The 16,543-nt window shown below is 66.1% G+C and carries 11 protein-coding genes; 5 read left to right on the forward strand and 6 right to left on the reverse strand.

Features of this window, described 5'->3' with window-relative positions; genetic code table 11:
• Positions 1-5 precede the first annotated feature (5 nt).
• Both ruvX and ACFQ24_RS22245 read right to left on the reverse strand, forming a co-directional pair.
• Entirely contained in the window at positions 6-479 is a 474-nt protein-coding gene (ruvX, locus tag ACFQ24_RS22240) for a Holliday junction resolvase RuvX (RefSeq protein WP_380915282.1), read from the reverse strand.
• A gap of 12 nt (positions 480-491) precedes the next feature.
• The gene (locus ACFQ24_RS22245) at positions 492-1,613 is read right to left on the reverse strand and encodes a DUF3089 domain-containing protein (protein WP_380915284.1); all 1,122 of its coding nucleotides are present in this window, start codon (positions 1,611-1,613) and stop codon (positions 492-494) included.
• Positions 1,614-1,741: 128 nt separating this feature from the next.
• Here ACFQ24_RS22245 and gatC point away from each other — a divergent pair, with 128 nt between their 5' ends.
• The 3 genes from gatC to gatB all read left to right on the forward strand — a co-directional run bounded on the left by gatC (position 1,742) and on the right by gatB (position 5,139).
• Positions 1,742-2,029 (forward strand): Asp-tRNA(Asn)/Glu-tRNA(Gln) amidotransferase subunit GatC, encoded by a 288-nt coding sequence (gatC, locus tag ACFQ24_RS22250; RefSeq protein ID WP_380915286.1) that lies wholly within the window; start codon positions 1,742-1,744, stop codon positions 2,027-2,029.
• A gap of 118 nt (positions 2,030-2,147) precedes the next feature.
• Positions 2,148-3,632, forward strand: coding sequence for an Asp-tRNA(Asn)/Glu-tRNA(Gln) amidotransferase subunit GatA (gene gatA, locus ACFQ24_RS22255; protein WP_380915288.1), 1,485 nt, complete (start codon positions 2,148-2,150; stop codon positions 3,630-3,632).
• 1 nt (position 3,633) lies between these two features.
• On the forward strand, positions 3,634-5,139 hold the full coding sequence (gatB, locus tag ACFQ24_RS22260; RefSeq protein ID WP_380915290.1) for an Asp-tRNA(Asn)/Glu-tRNA(Gln) amidotransferase subunit GatB: 1,506 nt from the start codon (positions 3,634-3,636) through the stop codon (positions 5,137-5,139).
• A gap of 217 nt (positions 5,140-5,356) precedes the next feature.
• On the opposite strand, the gene ACFQ24_RS22265 is transcribed toward gatB, so the two are convergent.
• The 4 genes from ACFQ24_RS22265 to ACFQ24_RS22280 all read right to left on the reverse strand — a co-directional run bounded on the left by ACFQ24_RS22265 (position 5,357) and on the right by ACFQ24_RS22280 (position 12,590).
• On the reverse strand, positions 5,357-8,560 hold the full coding sequence (locus ACFQ24_RS22265) for an autotransporter outer membrane beta-barrel domain-containing protein (RefSeq protein ID WP_380915292.1): 3,204 nt from the start codon (positions 8,558-8,560) through the stop codon (positions 5,357-5,359).
• A gap of 98 nt (positions 8,561-8,658) precedes the next feature.
• On the reverse strand, positions 8,659-11,115 hold the full coding sequence (locus ACFQ24_RS22270; protein WP_380915294.1) for a TonB-dependent receptor domain-containing protein: 2,457 nt from the start codon (positions 11,113-11,115) through the stop codon (positions 8,659-8,661).
• A complete protein-coding gene (locus tag ACFQ24_RS22275; RefSeq protein WP_380915296.1) occupies positions 11,099-12,025 on the reverse strand; it encodes a FecR family protein in 927 nt (308 codons plus the stop codon). Before ACFQ24_RS22275 ends, ACFQ24_RS22270 begins: the two co-directional genes overlap by 17 nt.
• A 52-nt stretch (positions 12,026-12,077) precedes the next feature.
• On the reverse strand, positions 12,078-12,590 hold the full coding sequence (locus ACFQ24_RS22280) for an RNA polymerase sigma factor (RefSeq protein WP_380915467.1): 513 nt from the start codon (positions 12,588-12,590) through the stop codon (positions 12,078-12,080).
• 140 nt (positions 12,591-12,730) lie between these two features.
• Between ACFQ24_RS22280 and ACFQ24_RS22285 the strand changes: the two genes are divergently transcribed.
• Positions 12,731-13,924, forward strand: coding sequence for a serine hydrolase domain-containing protein (locus ACFQ24_RS22285; RefSeq protein ID WP_380915298.1), 1,194 nt, complete (start codon positions 12,731-12,733; stop codon positions 13,922-13,924).
• A gap of 138 nt (positions 13,925-14,062) precedes the next feature.
• A complete protein-coding gene (locus tag ACFQ24_RS22290; protein ID WP_380915300.1) occupies positions 14,063-16,531 on the forward strand; it encodes a glycogen/starch/alpha-glucan phosphorylase in 2,469 nt (822 codons plus the stop codon).
• Positions 16,532-16,543 lie beyond the last annotated feature (12 nt).

Genomic DNA, 16,543 nt, shown 5'->3' on the forward strand with positions numbered 1-16,543 from the left:
GCCTTTCACTCCATTCCTGCCACAAGGCCGTCGATCGCGCCCTGAAGGATGTAGCTCGCTGCCAACTTGTCCACCAGTTCCTCGCGCCGCGCCCGGCTGGCATCCACCTCCAGCAAAGTGCGGGTCACGGCCTGCGTCGACCAGCGTTCGTCCCACAGGAGGATGGGATGGCCAAGGTCCGCGATATTGTGGGCGAAGGCGCGGCTCGCCTGGGCGCGCGGAGAGCTGCTGCCGTCCAGGTTGAGCGGCAGGCCGATGACGATCCCCTTCACCTGCTGCTGTTCGATGAAGGCGGCAAGGCCGATCTTGTCCTTGCCGAACTTGCCGCGCGTCACCGTATAGGCGGGGCTTGCGATCGTCCATGCCGCGTCGCAAAGGGCAAGGCCGATCGTCTTCGTCCCCACATCCATGCCGATCAGCCGGCCGCCCTGCGGCAGTGCGGCGCGAAAGGCCACGCGATCCGTCGTCACCAAAGTCATGGGCGCGCCCTGTCATTTATGGACGAAAGCCGCCAATCTTTTCTGCGCATCTGCCCGCACGTTGCCCCAGAAAAGGGCATAGTCATAGACGTGGTAGTTATTGCCGGGCAGGGTGAATGGCCCCATGTCCACCGGCTCCCCGATCATCAGCACGCCGCTGGTGTCGCAGCGGGCGGGCACCACGCCCTTCAGCAGCTTGGGCGGCTTGCCTTCCTCCCGCGCGTCCAGCGTGCCCTTGTTGGCGCTCGCCGGAGCCGATCCGTTGAACGCGCCGGTGATGGGATTGGTGCAGAGCATGTGCGTGCCCTTGCGGGGTTTGCCGGTATAGCCGGTCTTGCGCTCGAAACTCTCCACCACGGCGGACGGATCGGCCGGTTCGGCGTAGCTTTGCCAGCTGACGATGCAATGCGCCTGATGCTGGTCGGCGCAGGCGGGAAGACCGAGCGCCGGCAGGTCGGCCTCCACCGACACCGGCCAGCCCACCGCATAGACCGCCGCCAGCCGGTCCGCCACGGGCTTGCCCGCCACCTGCTCGCGCAGCAGCCGCAGCAGATGGCCCGATCCCTGGCTGTGCCCGGCCAGGATCAGCGGCCCGGTCGGATTGGCCTTCAGGAAGGTGGCGAAGGCCTGCGCGACGTCGCGATAGGCGGCCGCCAGCGCTTCCTCGCCGGCCGGCTTGTCCGTCAGGAAGGCGCCATAATTGGCTTGGCGATAGCGCGGCGCCCATACCGCGCCCGCGCCATTGAACGCGCTCGCCTGGTTCGCGACGAACCGGCGGGCGGTGGCGTCCGCATCCTTGTCGTCCAGCCGGGCGTTCCAGTGCGCGTCGCCGAAGGTGGTGATGTAGCTGGTGGGATGGATGAAGAAGATCGCTGCCTTCGGGCCTGCGGCTTTAGAAGGCGCGACACCTTCCGGGGTCCAGAGCGCGGGATTGTTCTTCACGATGTCGGGCCGGGCGATCCACATGCCGGCCTCGACATAGGCGTCGGCGGGGAGCGGCTGAAGCTGGGTAAAGGGCTCGCGCGGGACCATCACCATGCGGATCAGTTGCATGCCCCAGACGCGGTAGACCAGCAGCGCGGCGATCACCAGCACCACGAGCGTGGCTATCACATAAAGGAATTTCCGCGCCACCTTCCGCTCTCTCCCGGTCCTGTGGACGGACGGCCCCATCCGGCTCTCTGTCTGGCGCATGCGTTCCGCCCGCGCAAGGCCTGCGAAAGCGTCTTGAAGGGAAGGTGCGCGGATGGTAGCGGCGGCCCATGTCGATAGACCTTCAGACCGTGAAAAAGATCGCCAGCCTGTCGCGCATTTCCGTGACCGAGGCAGAGGCGGAGGCGATGGTGCCCGAACTCAACAACATCCTGGGCTGGGTGGAGCAACTGGGCGAGGTGGACGTGACTGGCGTGGAGCCGATGACCGCCGTGATCCCCAATCAGCAACGGCTGCGCGACGATGTCGTGACCGACGGGAATGTCCGCGACAAGGTACTCGCCAACGCGCCGCAGGCGGAACATGGCTTCTTCGCGGTGCCCAAGGTGATCGAGTGACGCCAACGGCGGCGCTCGATCATCCTGAACTTGTTTCAGGATATCGTGCCTTGATGATGGACCTGGCCCTGGGGGCCAAATGGATGCTGAAACACGTTCAGCATGACGGGCTGTAAAAATGACCAATCTCACCGATCTTACCGTAGCCGAAATCCGCGATGGCTTTCGCGCCGGCGATTTTTCGGCGCGCGAAGTGGCGGAGGCGTTCAACGCCAATGTCGCCGCCGCAAAGGCGCTCAATGCCTTCATTGTCGAAACGCCGGAAAAGGCGCTGGAGGCGGCCAACGCCGCAGACCGCGCGAAGGCAGCCGGGGAGCCGCTCGGGCCCCTGGCAGGCGTGCCGATCGGCATGAAGGATCTTTTCTGCACGGAAGGGACGCAGACCACCGCGGCGTCGCACATGCTGGAAGGCTTCACGCCGACCTATGAATCGACCGTGTCGGGCAAGCTCTGGGCGGCCGGCGCGGGGATGCTGGGCAAGCTCAATCTCGATCAGTTCGCCATGGGCTCCTCCAACGAGACGAGCTATTTCGGCAATGTCATCTCGCCCTGGCGGCGCAGCGACGGCGGCAATGCCGCGCTCGCGCCCGGCGGTTCCTCGGGCGGTTCTTCCGCCGCCATCGCGGCGCGGCTCTGTCCGGCGGCGACCGGCACGGACACGGGCGGCTCGATCCGACAGCCTGCAGCCTTCACCGGCATTTCCGGCATCAAGCCGACCTATGGCCGCTGCTCGCGCTGGGGCATCGTCGCCTTCGCCTCCTCGCTGGATCAGGCCGGGCCGATGGCGCGGACCGTGCGCGACAACGCCATCCTGCTGGAGGTGATGTCGGGCTTCGATCCCAAGGATTCGACTTCGCTCGACCTGCCGGTGCCGCAGTGGGAAGCGAAGCTGTCCAGCGACCTGCGCGGTAAGACCGTCGGCATTCCGAAGGAATATCGTCCGGACGGCCTCAACGCGGAAATCTCCGCCTTGTGGGATCAGGGTATCGAATGGCTGAAGGATGCCGGCGCGAATGTGGTGGAGGTGTCGCTGCCCCACACCAAATATGCGCTCCCGACCTATTATATCATTGCCCCCGCAGAGGCTTCTTCCAACCTCGCCCGCTATGACGGCGTGCGTTACGGCCAGCGCGACCTTCCGGACGGGGCGGGCCTGCAGGACATGTATGCCGCGACGCGCGCCGCCGGTTTCGGGCCGGAGGTCAAGCGCCGCATCATGATCGGCACCTATGTGCTGTCGGCGGGCTTCTACGACGCCTATTACACCCAGGCGCAGAAGGTGCGCGCGCTCATCGCGCGGGACTTCGACCTGGCGTTCGAGCAATGCGACCTGCTGCTGACGCCGACCGCGCCGAGCGCCTCCTTCGCGCTGGGCGAGAAACAGGCCGATCCGCTCGCCATGTATCTGAACGACGTCTTCACCGTGCCGGCGTCGCTGGCGGGCCTGCCGGCGATGGCGGTGCCGGGCGGGCTGGACGCGGCGGGGCTGCCCATCGGGTTGCAGATCATCGGCAAGGCGCTGGACGAACAGACCGTGCTGAACGCGAGCCTCGCGATCGAAGAACGCGCAGGCTTCGCGGCACGGCCGGACAAGTGGTGGTAAAATGACTGAATCAACCTATCGCATCCAGGGCGCAACCGGCGAGTGGGAGGTCGTGATCGGCCTTGAGGTCCACGCGCAGGTCACGTCGAACGCCAAGCTGTTTTCCGGTGCGGCGACCGCGTTCGGGGCGGAGCCGAACACGCAGGTCAGCCTGGTCGACGCGGCGATGCCCGGCATGTTACCCGTGCCCAACCGCGAATGCATCCGTCAGGCGGTGCGCACCGGCATGGCAATCGACGCCCAGATCAACAAATGGTCGCGTTTCGACCGCAAGAATTATTTCTACGCCGACCTTCCGCAGGGCTACCAGATCAGCCAGCTCTACCACCCGCTGGTGGGCGAGGGGCAGATCGACATCGTGCTCGACGAGAAGAACCCGGAAACGAGCACCAAGACCATCGGCATCGAGCGCATCCATGTCGAGCAGGATGCGGGCAAGCTGATGCACGACCAGCATCCTACCCGCTCCTATGTCGACTTGAACCGATCGGGCGTGGCGCTGATGGAGATCGTGTCGAAGCCCGAAATGCGTTCTCCCGCCGAAGCTGGGGCTTATCTGGCAAAGCTGCGCACAATCCTGCGTTATGTCGGCTCGTGCGACGGCAATATGGACCAAGGATCGATGCGCGCGGACGTCAATGTCTCGGTCCGCAAGCCGGGCGAGCCGTTCGGCACGCGCACCGAGACGAAGAACGTCAACTCCGTCCGCTTCGTCATGGCGGTGGTGGAGCATGAGGCGAACCGCCAGGTCGACGTGCTGGAAGCAGGCGGCACGGTGGTGCAGGAAACGCGCCTCTACGATCCCGATCGCAACGAGACTCGGTCGATGCGGTCGAAGGAAGACGCGCACGACTATCGCTATTTCCCCGATCCCGACCTGCTGCCGCTGGAGCTGGACGACGCGTTCCTTGAGGAATGCCGCGCCTCGCTGCCCGAACTGCCCGATGCCAAGCGTCGCCGCTACGAGCAGCAGCTGGGCCTGTCCGCCTATAATGCCGCGACGCTGACCGCCGACGCGGACACGGCCCGCTGGTTCGAGGCGCTGCTGGCCGAAGGCGCGCGCATCCAAAAGAAGAGCGAAGGCGAAGTCGCCAAGGCGTCCGCCAACTGGCTGCTGTCCGAACTCTATGGCGCGCTCAACCGCATCGGCAAGAGCCTGGAGGACAGCCCGGTCAGCCCCGAAGAAGGCGCGGAGCTGCTGGCGCTGGTCGCGGACGGCACGATTAGCGGCACGATCGCCAAGCAGGTGTTCGAGATCATGCTCGAAACCGGCGACAAGCCCGGCAAAATCGTCGAAGAAAAGGGTCTGAAACAGACCAGCGACACCGGCGCGATCGAGGCGGCCGTGGCGAAGGTGCTGGCCGACAATGCGGACAAGGTCGCCCAGTATAAGGGCGGGAAGGAAGCGCTGTTCGGCTTCTTCGTCGGCCAGACGATGAAGGCGATGCAGGGCAAGGCCAATCCGCAGGTCGTCAACGAACTGGTGAAGAAGGGCCTGTCGGCCTGATCCGATAATCCGGCGAAAGCAGAAGGGGAGCGTTCCGGCGGAGCGCTCCCCTTTGTCCTGTCTGCCCGACGAGAAAGAAGGGGCGCCACCGAAGCGGATCGGTGACGCCCCTCTTTTGCGCCGCGGCTTCCTTTAGGGGGAGGGGGTCGATGCCGCGGCTGGGACAGGCGAACCGGGAGGGTCGTTGGGGTGTGGCCCGCCTGTCATTCCCTAGACGTCACAGCACGAAATTAACCGTCGCACGAAATGACAGGGCGACATGATTTTGTTGCTCCTCCGCGCCGACCTCGCCGCCGACGCGGAATGTGTCGGTGCCGCCATAGAGGCGCGCGCGGCCGGTCCAGCCGTTGGTGCGCTCTTCGGACACGAGGGTGAAGCGGTCGCCGCCCTTGAAATAGGCCACCGTGTCACCGAGCGATCCGCCGACGATCTGACGGCGGCCGCCTTCCAGTTCCAGGCGCACCCAGCTGTCCTCGCGGTTCAGGCTGCCGAAATCATAGCCGGCCGTCAGTGTGCCGTTGACCGTGGTTTCGTCGCTGGTGCGGCCCAGCACGGTCAGGTTGAACGCGTCGCCCCCGCCCGTTTCGCTGTAGCCGTCTTCCTTCAGGCGGTAATAGTCGACCCCTGCCGCGGGACGCAGGCTGAAGCGGCCCATCTGCAGCTGGTAGGACAGGCCGGCGGTCGCGGAGTAGAGCTTGCCGTCCCAGTCACCGTCCGCCGTGCGCGCGACCGTCCCATTGTTGAAATGGCGCGTGCCCGAAAAACCGATAGTCGCGGCCGAGAGGCGGGCGAAGGCCAGCAGCGGCCCCCATTGCCCGCGCCAGTGGGCGGCCAGCCCATATTGGTCGGAATCGACCGCATTGCTGGAATCGCCTGCCGAATCGCTGCCGTGCAGATAGGCGATGGACCCGCCGAATGCGCCGAGTTCGGACAGATATTCGACGCCGCCACCAGCGCCCCAGCCGGTGATGTCGTAGGATGCCGTGTCGCCGACGCTCTTGGCCCCGCCGAAACCGACCTGCTGCAGCCAGAAGCCCCAGCGGCCGTCCTGGGTGCGGTAGATGCCGTTGGGATCTGACAGGATGCGCGCGGTCGCACGCGATCCGGATGTCACCGCCTCGAACGTGCCGCCGGCATGGTCGGGCAGCATCTGGCGCAGGCTGGCGTTGAGCGTGGCGCTGTCCCGCACCGCCAGATAGGCGCCAGCGACCGCCGCGTCATTGTCCAGCGCCTTGAAGATCGCCGGATAGGCGCGCGCGAGCGATCCCTGGAGTCCCAGATCCGACACGCTCTTGGCCGCGATCGACAGGGTGACGTCGCCCGTCGCCGCGTTGCCGCTGACGCCGCCCTTGAACATGTAGGGCAGGAGGGTGGCGCTATCGAGCACCGGCGCGCCGCTCAGCGATCCCGCGCGCACGATGACATAGTCGCCGGCCGCTCCGCCGACGCGGGTCAGGTTCACCTGCACCCGCGATCCTGCGGCGAAGCTGGCGGCCCCGGCCACGTCATAGCGTGTGTTGGTGCCATTGGCGGTGTCGATCGTAACGCCCAGCGTCGATGTCCCATTGGCTGTCAGGCTGCCCAGGGCCACGCTGCCGCTGTTGCTGGCGGCCAATGTGCCGCCGTTCAGCGTCACCGCGACATTGCCGGCATTGACGATGGAGCCGGAGAGGCCGGACGTACCACCCAGCGTCAGCGTGCCCGTGCCGCCGCCGAAATCGACATTGCCCGTTACCTTCGCGGTATCGGAAAGGGACAGGGCCGACGTGCCCGCGCCGAAGGCGAGATTGCCGGTCAGCGTCGACGATCCAGCGAAACTGACGCTGTCGTTGCCAGCGCCCAGATCGATATTGCCGGTGATGCGGCCCGCCGACACGGTCATGCTGTCATTGCCCGACCCCAGATAGACCGCGCCGTTGATCGTGGGGGCGGTCGCATTGGCCGACGCCAGCGCCTGCGTCAGCGTGACGCCGCCGCTGTTGGCGCGCAGATCGATCGCGATGTTGGTGAGGCCGCCGGTCGCGCTGATGGTGCCGCTGTTCGACAGGCTCGACACGGTTCCGCTGCTGTCGAGGATGGCGACCGCCGTGCCCTTTGTGGTGTCCAGCGCCGCCGCGCCGATGCCGCCGGTCACGACGATGCCGTTCACTTGCGCACCGCTATCGATCAGCAGTCCGCGCGCGGCGGTCCCGGTGGAGGCGGAGCCGGTCGCGCCGACACTGCCGTTGACCTCGATCGTGCCGGCAGTCGTGCCGGACCCGACACGCAGGGCGGTCGCGTTGCTGTCATAGGAAACGGCGGTGATGGAACCGGCGACCTTGACGCCCCTGGCGATCGACACATCGCCTCCCAGTCCGCCAAGGACCAGGCCATTCGCGTCCACCCCGTTATAGACGCCATAACCCGCGATGCTGCCATTGACGATCAGGCCATAGCCGGTGCCGCCGGCAGCGACCGCGCCGATGACCGTGTCGCGGCTGGCCGACCCGATCTGCACCGCCGGCGCGCGGCCGTAGCTGGTGATGACGGCCGACCCTTCGCTCGCATCAGTGAGGCCGTCATTGTCCACATCGGGCTTGGTCGAATCGAGCGTCGGCGGGATATCGAAGATGATGCCGCCGCTCACATTGCCGGCGATCACCACGGCCGATCCGCCCTGCAGCAGGTCGTCCGCGTCGAGTTTGGTCACGTCGGTCGGGCGGGTGGTCGATCGATAGCCGGTGCTGGCAATGCTACCCTGGATCTTCAGCGCGCCGTTGATATCGCCCAGCAGCGCCGCGCCGACGCTGTTGGCCCCGGTCGCCACGGTCGTGCCGCGCAACGTGACATTGCCATTGATGTCGTTGGCGCGGACGCCATAGCTGTTGTCGCCGATGACGTTGGTGGCGCCACTGGTGGACAGAGCACCGTTCAAGGTGCCGTCGATGCGGACGCCGGCGCTGTTGTTACCCTCTATGGAGATGGTGCCGTTCTGGCTGATGGCACCCGTATGCGCCGCACCCGCTTGCACCCAGATGGCGTTGCGGCCGCTGCCCTTTGCCAACGGGCCGTCCAGATCGCCGTCATTGTCTGTGTCGGTCGCAGTGTAGTTTTCGGTCAGCGTGATTGTGCCGCTGTTCGTGACCGAGCCGTTCCGCCCAGCCGTCGCCAATATGCCGGTCGCATTGTCCGCGTCGTTGATCGTAATGTTGCCGGCGTTGGAGACGGCATGATTGCTGTCCATCGTCACGGCGGCGCCGGAGGGCAGGGTGATCGATCCCGCCGAACTGATGGTGATGCTGTCCCCCGCGCCATTTGCGGCGGTGGATGTGCGGACAGCGGTCGTGGTGGCGGTGCCGATGGTCGTTTCCGCTGACGCGTCGGACAGGGTCAGGGCTGCCAATACGGGGGCGATGGCCGTACAGGCCAGGTAATGTCGCATGATGTCTCCTCTGAGCGCCGCGCTGGCCATTGGCCGCGCGTTGACCCAAGGACGGCGCAGAGAGCCGGCTTCCGTGGGCGAAACTGCAGAAAGTTGATCTAAAAGGCGAAATCGACGCCCAGCCGCACGGTGCGGGGACGCAGCGGCGTGTAATAATCCGTGTTGAGATCGAACGGCGTGCCGAGCGAAAAGCGGTTGCCGTTGCTGTTCAGCAGGTTGGTCAGCGACAGGCTGTACTGGACAGCGCCCCATCGAAGGTTCGCCGCTAGGCTGGTATCGACATAATCGCCCTGCGTCTGGCCGAGGATCGGGCCTACGCCAAGGCGGGATTTGCCGACATAACGGGCGGACCCCGACAGGTGCAGCATGCCGCCGTCGCCCATTTCGGCGCGCCAGTCGATGCCCATCCGACCGCCGAGATTGGCGACGTTGGGCAAGTCAAGCGACCGCCCTGCAAAGGACAGGGTCCGCAGGAAGGCCGCCGGCTGCGTCAGGCGGCTGTCATTGTAGATGATGCTGGCATCCAGCGTCAGCGGCGCGACGGGCCGCAGCACCACCCGCGCCTCCACCGTGTAGATGCGTCCGTCCCCGATATTGGCTGTCGTGGGCAGGCCGATCCGGTCGGTCACGTCCGCCTGGATATTGCGCCAGTCGGTCCAGGCGAGATTGGCGCTGGCGGCGAAGCGGTCGCGGCCGGGCACGCCCTTTCGCGCGCCGAGTTCGACCGTCGATATCCGGTCGTTCTGGAAGCGGCGGACGCGCTGGTCGTCCACCGCCAGGCCGCCGGGGCGGAAACCCTGCTGGAACCGGGCATAGAGCGTCACATCGCCCAATGCGTCGGTCAGGATGGAGGCGGACGGCAGGAAGATCGTCTCGTCGCGGTCGGCCTGCGCCTCCGCCCGCGCGAGGTCCGCGGTGGAAAGCGCGGTGACGGCGTCGAGTGCACGGCCGGACAGGCGGCTGTTGGTCAGGCGTCCGCCGACGGTCGCTATAAGGCCGCGGACCGGCTCGAAGGATGCTTCGCCGAAGAGGGTCGCTTCCCTGACGCGGTTGCGCACGCCGGTTGCCGCCGCGGGAATGCCCCGGCCATAGATGGGCACGCCCGGAATGATGACCGGCTCCGCGATCGCCGTCCCGAACGTCCCGAAGCCCGTCAAGGATCGATGGAGTTCGGAACTGCTTTGAAGGTAGGAGGCGCCGAGAATCCAGCCGAGGCCATTGTCCATGTCCCGCACGATCCGGTTTTCGGTCGAGAAGATATCGACATGGTTGCGCTGGGTGAACAGCGCCGGAAATCCCTCCGGCTGCGTCGCGTCGTAGCTTTCGTCGAGATGATGCCGGACATAGCCGGTGGAGGACACAAAGCGCAGCGTGTCCCACTGTCGCTCGATGCGCACATTGCCCAGCAAATAGTCGGACGCATAGGGCTGGGCTACGGCGGACGCGCGCTCCAGCCGGCCGACGGATCGGGACGCATATTGCGCGTCGTCGCCGTCGATATGCTGATAGACGCCGTTGAGGTCGATGGTCCAGTCGGCGTCCGGCGCGAAGCGGAGCGCCGCGCGGCCGCCCCATGTCTGCACCCGGTTCACGTCGTCCCTATTGCGGCGCAAGTCGTCGATATAGCCACCGTCTCGAACGCCATAGCCCACCAATCGCAGTGCCACCTTTTCCGCGACCAAGGGGATGTTGATCGTGCCGGAGAGGTCCACGCCCGGCTCGCCACGCTGCGTTGCGCTGAGGCCGGCCGATAGCTGCCCGCCCCATTCGCCAAGGTTAGGCGCGTTGGGCATGATGCGGATGATGCCGCCCAGCGACCCTGCGCCGTACAGCGTGCCCTGCGGTCCCTCCAGCACCTCTACCCGGCCGACGTCATAGAGTTTGAGATCGGGATCGGGTGCGGCATAGTTGAGACGCATGTCGCCCAGATACTGGCCGGTCGTCGCCTGCGTCGGTCCCGCGACGCCGGAATCGGCGATGGCGCGTATGAACAGCTTGTTGCGGCCCGCGCCGGCATGGGTGGAACTGAGGCTCGCCACGCGGGAGAGCAGGGCGACGGTCCCCCCGGCGGCCTCTGCGGTGCTGAACAGGTTGCTGTCCAGCGTTTCGACCACGCCGGCATAGCGGGCCAGCGGCGTGTCCCGCTTCGACGCCGTGACGATGATGTCCGCCTGCGGCTGGTCCGGTGCGGGCGCGATCGCGGCGAGGATCGGCGCGGGAGCGGGTGGGCGCGGCGAGGATGGCGCCCGCACGATGCGCCAGCCAGCCGGGCCGACGCGCTTGGCCCTTGCGCCAGTGCCCTTCAGCAGCGCCTTGAGCGCAGAATCGATGGAAAGCGTACCCCGCACGGCGGGCGTGGGAAGCTGAGCGAGCGACTGGTCGGACATGCCGATGCTGGCGCCGGTTTGACGGCCGAGCGCGATCGCCGCCTCCCCGAGCCGGCCGGGGGCGATGTCTATTGCCTGTCTGTCCGCCGCCAAAGCGGGCGTAGCCGTTATTGCTATGATCGCGATGGCGGGGGCGATGGCGATCAGAAGGTCAGTCGTGCGACCCATTCCCTCCTTCCAGAAGCCAACCGTCCTGCTGACGCACGGCGTCAAGGCCCATCAGGGGCGCAGCCTGCGCAAAGAAGCGCGCCGGGTCGCGGTCCAGGCGGATCGTGCCGGTAAATCGCATCGCAGCGGCCTGCGGCGTGTAGCGGATCGCGATGCCGAGCGAGCGCGACGCGTCCTGCGCCACCTGCGATACCGTGGCGTTGGCATAGATCAGCTGTCCCTGACGCCAGCTGGCGACGGAGGCGGGGGCGACGTCCATAACGCGCAACCCGCCAGCATCTTCGGTCAGACCACGCCCGGCGGGCAGGGCGATGGCTTCGGCCTTCGGATTGTAGATGACCTTGCCTTCCGACACGCCGATCCGGGTTGCGTCCCCGCTATGGACGATGTTGAAGACGGTGCCGGCATCCTCGAACACATCGTCGCCCACGGTCACGCGGAACGGGTTGGCCGCGTCATGCCGCACCGTGAAGGCCGCTTCGCCCCGGTCGAGGGCGGCGAAGCGCGCGTCCTTGCGATCGAAGCGCATCGTCGTGTCGCCGTTCAGGTGGACGGTGGTGCCGTCGTCCAGCGCGATGGTGCGGGTTTCTCCCGGTCGCGTCGTAACGCTGTAGATGTCGCTGCGATTGAGGACAGCGATCGAGACAGTCGCGACGAGCGCCGCCGCGACCGCGCCGCCGGCAATCCAGCGGAAGCGGGGACGGCGGTCCCCTGCGTCATTTGCGGCGACAGGCAGGGTCACAGGAGCAACCGGGATCAGGCTGTCCATTTCGCTGTCCGCCGCCATCAGCGCATCATAGGCGGACGCGTTGGCAGGATCGGCCTCCAGCCATGCGGTGAAGCCGGTCCAGTCCTCAAAATCGGGGTCGCGGGTGCGGATCACCCAACCCAGCGCCTCCTCGTTCATCATGGCTCCAGCCCTGTTTCCTTGCCCCTTGTCGGACATGACGCCGCGGCCGCCATCATTCCGTATCCATTTTCTGCTTGAGCGCCAGCATCGCGCGATAGGCCTTCTGCAGATCCTTCTCGACGGTGGTCAGGCTGATGCCCAGTTCCTCTGCTATGACCCTTTGCCCGACGCCCTCCAGCCGGAAACGGCGGAACACCAGCTCCACGCGAGGGCCAAGTTCGCGCAGCACCGCCTGCGCTTCTTCCAGCCGCTGGTTGAGGATCATCCGTTCGTCGACGGGCACCTCTTCGGTCGGATCGGCCATCACGCCTCCGGCGCCTGCCGCCCAGTCCTGTTCCCGCCGTTCACGGCGCGACGCGGACCGGTAACGGTCGAGCATCAGGTTGTTGGCCGTGCGATATAGATAGGGCAGCGGATCGGCGACCGGGCCGACATCTTTCGCCTGCAGCTTCATCCATATGTCCTGCAACAGATCCTCAGCGTCCTCCCCCGCGCCGCGCGCGCGCAGGAAGCGCAGCAGGGCGGCGCGATTGGCCATGAAAATCTGGGAGAGGCCTGTGGCCATGCCGGTGAAGCGTCCAGTCAAGCGGGTCTGGCCTGCGCCATAAAGAAGAGGAAGGGGCTTTGGCAATCGCCAAGCGGTTTACGAGGCCGTCCCACTCCTCTAGCCATGGCCCCCATGGCAACAGCATATGGCGGCGCAGCATGGGACAGGTGACGGACAGGGCGGCGGCCGAGGCGGCCGGCATGGACGCCGACCGGCTGGACGCGCTCGTCGCGGAACTGGACGCCACCTATGTCGCGAGCGGGAAATTGCCGCACATGCACATGCTCGTCTCGCGCGACGAGCAGCTCCTGTTATCGGTGGTGCGCGGGCGGGCGCGAGAAGATGGCGCGCCACTGCGGCATGACGCATTGTATCGCATCGCGTCGATGACCAAGCCGGTGACGTCAGTCGCCTTCATGATGCTGGTCGAGCAGGGGAAGGTCGCGCTGGACGATCCCGTCACGGACGTCATCCCGGAATTTGCGAGCCTGCGCGTCGGCACCACGGATGGATCGGTGCCTGCCCGGCCAATGCAGATGATCGACCTGATGCGGCATACGTCGGGGTTCACCTATGGCCTCCAGCGGCAGACGCCGATCGATGCGCGCTATCGGGAATTGGGGCTGGACGAGTTCCAGCAAAGGCGCACGTCCGACCAGTTCATCGCCGCGCTTGCCGGCCTGCCTCTGGAATTCTCGCCCGGTGACCAGTGGAATTATTCCGTCTCCACCGATGTGCTGGGCGTCGTGGTCGAGCGGTTGAGCGGCCTCGACCTTGAAGCCTTCTTCCAGCAGCGCATCTTCGCGCCACTGGGCATGACCGACACGACCTTCATGCTGCCGGACGCGAAGGCGGACAGGATGACCGATGCCTGGCGGCTGGACGAAGGCGGCGGCATCGTCGTCGCGGACCATGGCGCGCGCAGCGCATGGCGGCGCACCGGCTGTTTCCATTCAGGCGGCGGCGGGCTGGTGTCGAGTGTTGCGGACTATCATCGCTTCGCCCGCATGTTGTTGCGCGAAGGCGAGCTGGACGGCGCGCGGCTGCTGGCGCCGGAGACCGTGCGGCGGATGCGCACCAACCAGCTGCCCGGCGGAGGCGACCTTGCCAGCCTGTCCCGCGCCATGTTCAGCGAAGCGGATTATCAGGGCGTCGGCTTCGGCCTGGGCTTCGCCATGGGCCTTGCCAGCGGCGAATATTATTGGGGCGGCGTGTTTTCGACTTACTTCTGGATTGACCCAGTCCAGCGCCTGATCGGCATCTTCATGACCCAGCATCTGCCGTCGAGCACCTATCCCGTCCGTGCCCGGCTGCGGCAGGGCGTGGCGGATGCCATCGTCAAACGTCCCTGACCTGATTGGTGTTAGCGGCTGGCACGGATCGAAAGGCTGGCTGGCACGTTCGGTTGCTGCAGCGCAAAAATGGCGATGGCGCGGCTAGGGACGCTGTGCCATCATCATCCATATTCAGCAGCAGGGGGTGATTTCGCCATGACGTTCAAGGGGCAGACCGCGCTTCCGACGCCCACACCGCGGCGGCTCGACCCGGATGGGATCGCCGTCGAGATCGTCGAGCGCCTGACTTATCGCCTGGGCAAGAATGCGGCGGCGGCCAAGCCGCATGACTGGCTCCATGCGGTCATCATGGAGATACGCGACCGGGTGATCGACGCCTGGATCGCATCGACCCAGAAAACCTATGAGGAGCAGGGGCGGCGGGTCTATTATCTCAGCCTTGAATTCCTGATCGGTCGGCTGATGCGCGACGCGGCGTCCAATATGGAAATGCTCGACGACCTGCAGGCCGCGCTCGACAAGCTGGGCGTCGACATCGACCTTATCGCCGCGCTGGAGCCGGACGCGGCGCTCGGCAATGGCGGCCTTGGCCGGCTCGCCGCCTGCTTCATGGAAAGCATGGCGACGGTCGATGTGCCCGCCTATGGCTATGGCATCCGTTATGTGAACGGCATGTTCCGGCAGGAGATTTCCGACGGCTGGCAGGTCGAATTGCCCGAAACATGGCTGGCGCACGGCAATCCGTGGGAGTTCGAACGGCGCGAGGCGAGCTACGAAGTGGGCTTTGGCGGGCGCGTCGATCCGGCGGAGGGCGACGATGCCGGACCCCACCAGATGTGCTGGCGACCCAATGAGCGCGTCATCGCCACCGCCTACGACACGCCGATTGCGGGCTGGCGCGGCAACCGCGTCAACACGTTGCGGCTTTGGGAAGCGCAGCCGATCGACCCGATCCTGCTCGACAAGTTCAATGCGGGCGATCATCTGGGGGCGCTGGCCGAGAGCAATCGCGCCGAAGCGCTGACCCGCGTGCTCTATCCCGCCGACTCCTCGCCTGCCGGACAGGAGCTGCGGCTGCGGCAGGAATATTTCTTCTCCTCCGCCTCGCTGCAGGACATTGTGCGGCGGCACGTGCAATATTTCGGCGACGTCCGCACGCTGCCGGACAAGGCGGCGATCCAGCTCAACGACACCCACCCGGCAGTGTCGGTCGCGGAGCTGATGCGCATCCTGGTCGACGATCATGGGCTCGACTTCGACGAGGCATGGGACATTACCCGCCGCACCTTCAGCTACACCAACCACACCCTGTTGCCCGAGGCGCTGGAAAGCTGGCCGGTGCCGCTGTTCGAGCGGCTGCTGCCCCGGCACATGCAGATCGTCTATGCAGTCAACAGCCGCCTACTGGGCGAGGCGCGGCGCTCCGGCCAGTTCGACGATGGCGCGATCGGCGCGATCTCCCTGATCGACGAGGGCGGCGAGCGGCGCGTGCGGATGGGCAATCTTGCGTTCGCGGGATCGCACAGCGTCAACGGCGTTTCGGCGCTCCATACCGACCTCATGAAGGTCACCGTCTTTTCCGACTTCCACCGCCTCTATCCCACGCGGATCAACAACAAGACCAATGGCGTCACTTTCCGCCGCTGGCTGATGCAATGCAATCCGGGTCTGGCCGGCCTCATTCGCGAGGCGATCGGCGAACGCTTCCTCGACGATGCGGAGGCGCTGCGCGAGCTGGATCGCTTCGCCGACGACAGCGCTTTTCAGGACCGCTTCCTGGCGGTCAAGCGCGCCAACAAGGCCGCGCTGTCTGATCTGCTGCGCCAGCGCGTGGCGGCGCGGATCGACCCGTCGGCCCTGTTCGACATCCAGATCAAGCGCATCCACGAATATAAGCGGCAGCTTCTCAACATCATCGAGGCGGTGGCGCTCTACGACCAGATCCGCTCGCACCCGGAAAAGGACTGGGTGCCGCGCGTGAAGCTGTTCGGCGGCAAGGCCGCGCCAAGCTATCACAATGCCAAGCTGATCATCAAACTGGCGAACGATGTCGCCCGCGCGGTCAACCACGACCCGGCGGTGCAGGGCCTGCTCAAGGTCCAGTTCGTGCCCAATTACAATGTCAGCATGGCGGAGGTGATGATCCCTGCGGCCGACCTGTCGGAGCAGATCTCGACCGCGGGCATGGAGGCGTCGGGCACTGGCAACATGAAGTTCGCCGTCAACGGCGCGCTCACCATCGGCACGCTCGACGGCGCGAATGTCGAGATGCGCGATCATGTGGGCGAAGAGAATATCGTCATCTTCGGGCTTACCGCGCAGGAGGTGAATGCCCGGCGCGCGGACGGCTATGTCCCGCGCGACGTGATCGAGGGCAGCCGGGAACTGGGGCAGGCGTTGCAGGCGATCGCCGGCGGCGTCTTCTCCCCCGACGATCCCGATCGCTACAAGGGGCTGGTTCAGGGCATCTACGATCATGACTGGTTCATGGTCGCCGCCGATTTCGACAGCTACGCCGCCGCGCAACGCCAGGTGGACGCGCTGTGGGCGGACGAGCGGGCGTGGGCGAAGAAGGCGATCCTCAATGTCGCGCGCATGGGATGGTTCTCGTCCGACCGCACGATCCGCGAATATGCCAACGACATCTGGAAAATCCCCGCATGAGGAGTGCGCCGC

Source organism: Sphingobium olei (genome assembly GCF_042678845.1).
GTDB lineage: Bacteria > Pseudomonadota > Alphaproteobacteria > Sphingomonadales > Sphingomonadaceae > Sphingobium > Sphingobium olei.

What these genes read in the sequence shown, in the direction of transcription:
- ruvX (WP_380915282.1), bottom strand. Translation starts at nt 479, where the DNA reads ATGACTTTGGTGACGACGGATCGCGTGGCCTTTCGCGCCGCACTGCCG.
- gatC (WP_380915286.1), top strand. Translation starts at nt 1,742, where the DNA reads ATGTCGATAGACCTTCAGACCGTGAAAAAGATCGCCAGCCTGTCGCGC.
- gatA (WP_380915288.1), top strand. Translation starts at nt 2,148, where the DNA reads ATGACCAATCTCACCGATCTTACCGTAGCCGAAATCCGCGATGGCTTT.
- gatB (WP_380915290.1), top strand. Translation starts at nt 3,634, where the DNA reads ATGACTGAATCAACCTATCGCATCCAGGGCGCAACCGGCGAGTGGGAG.
- ACFQ24_RS22265 (WP_380915292.1), bottom strand. Translation starts at nt 8,560, where the DNA reads ATGCGACATTACCTGGCCTGTACGGCCATCGCCCCCGTATTGGCAGCC.
- ACFQ24_RS22270 (WP_380915294.1), bottom strand. Translation starts at nt 11,115, where the DNA reads ATGGGTCGCACGACTGACCTTCTGATCGCCATCGCCCCCGCCATCGCG.
- ACFQ24_RS22275 (WP_380915296.1), bottom strand. Translation starts at nt 12,025, where the DNA reads ATGATGAACGAGGAGGCGCTGGGTTGGGTGATCCGCACCCGCGACCCC.
- ACFQ24_RS22280 (WP_380915467.1), bottom strand. Translation starts at nt 12,590, where the DNA reads ATGGCCACAGGCCTCTCCCAGATTTTCATGGCCAATCGCGCCGCCCTG.
- ACFQ24_RS22285 (WP_380915298.1), top strand. Translation starts at nt 12,731, where the DNA reads ATGGGACAGGTGACGGACAGGGCGGCGGCCGAGGCGGCCGGCATGGAC.
- ACFQ24_RS22290 (WP_380915300.1), top strand. Translation starts at nt 14,063, where the DNA reads ATGACGTTCAAGGGGCAGACCGCGCTTCCGACGCCCACACCGCGGCGG.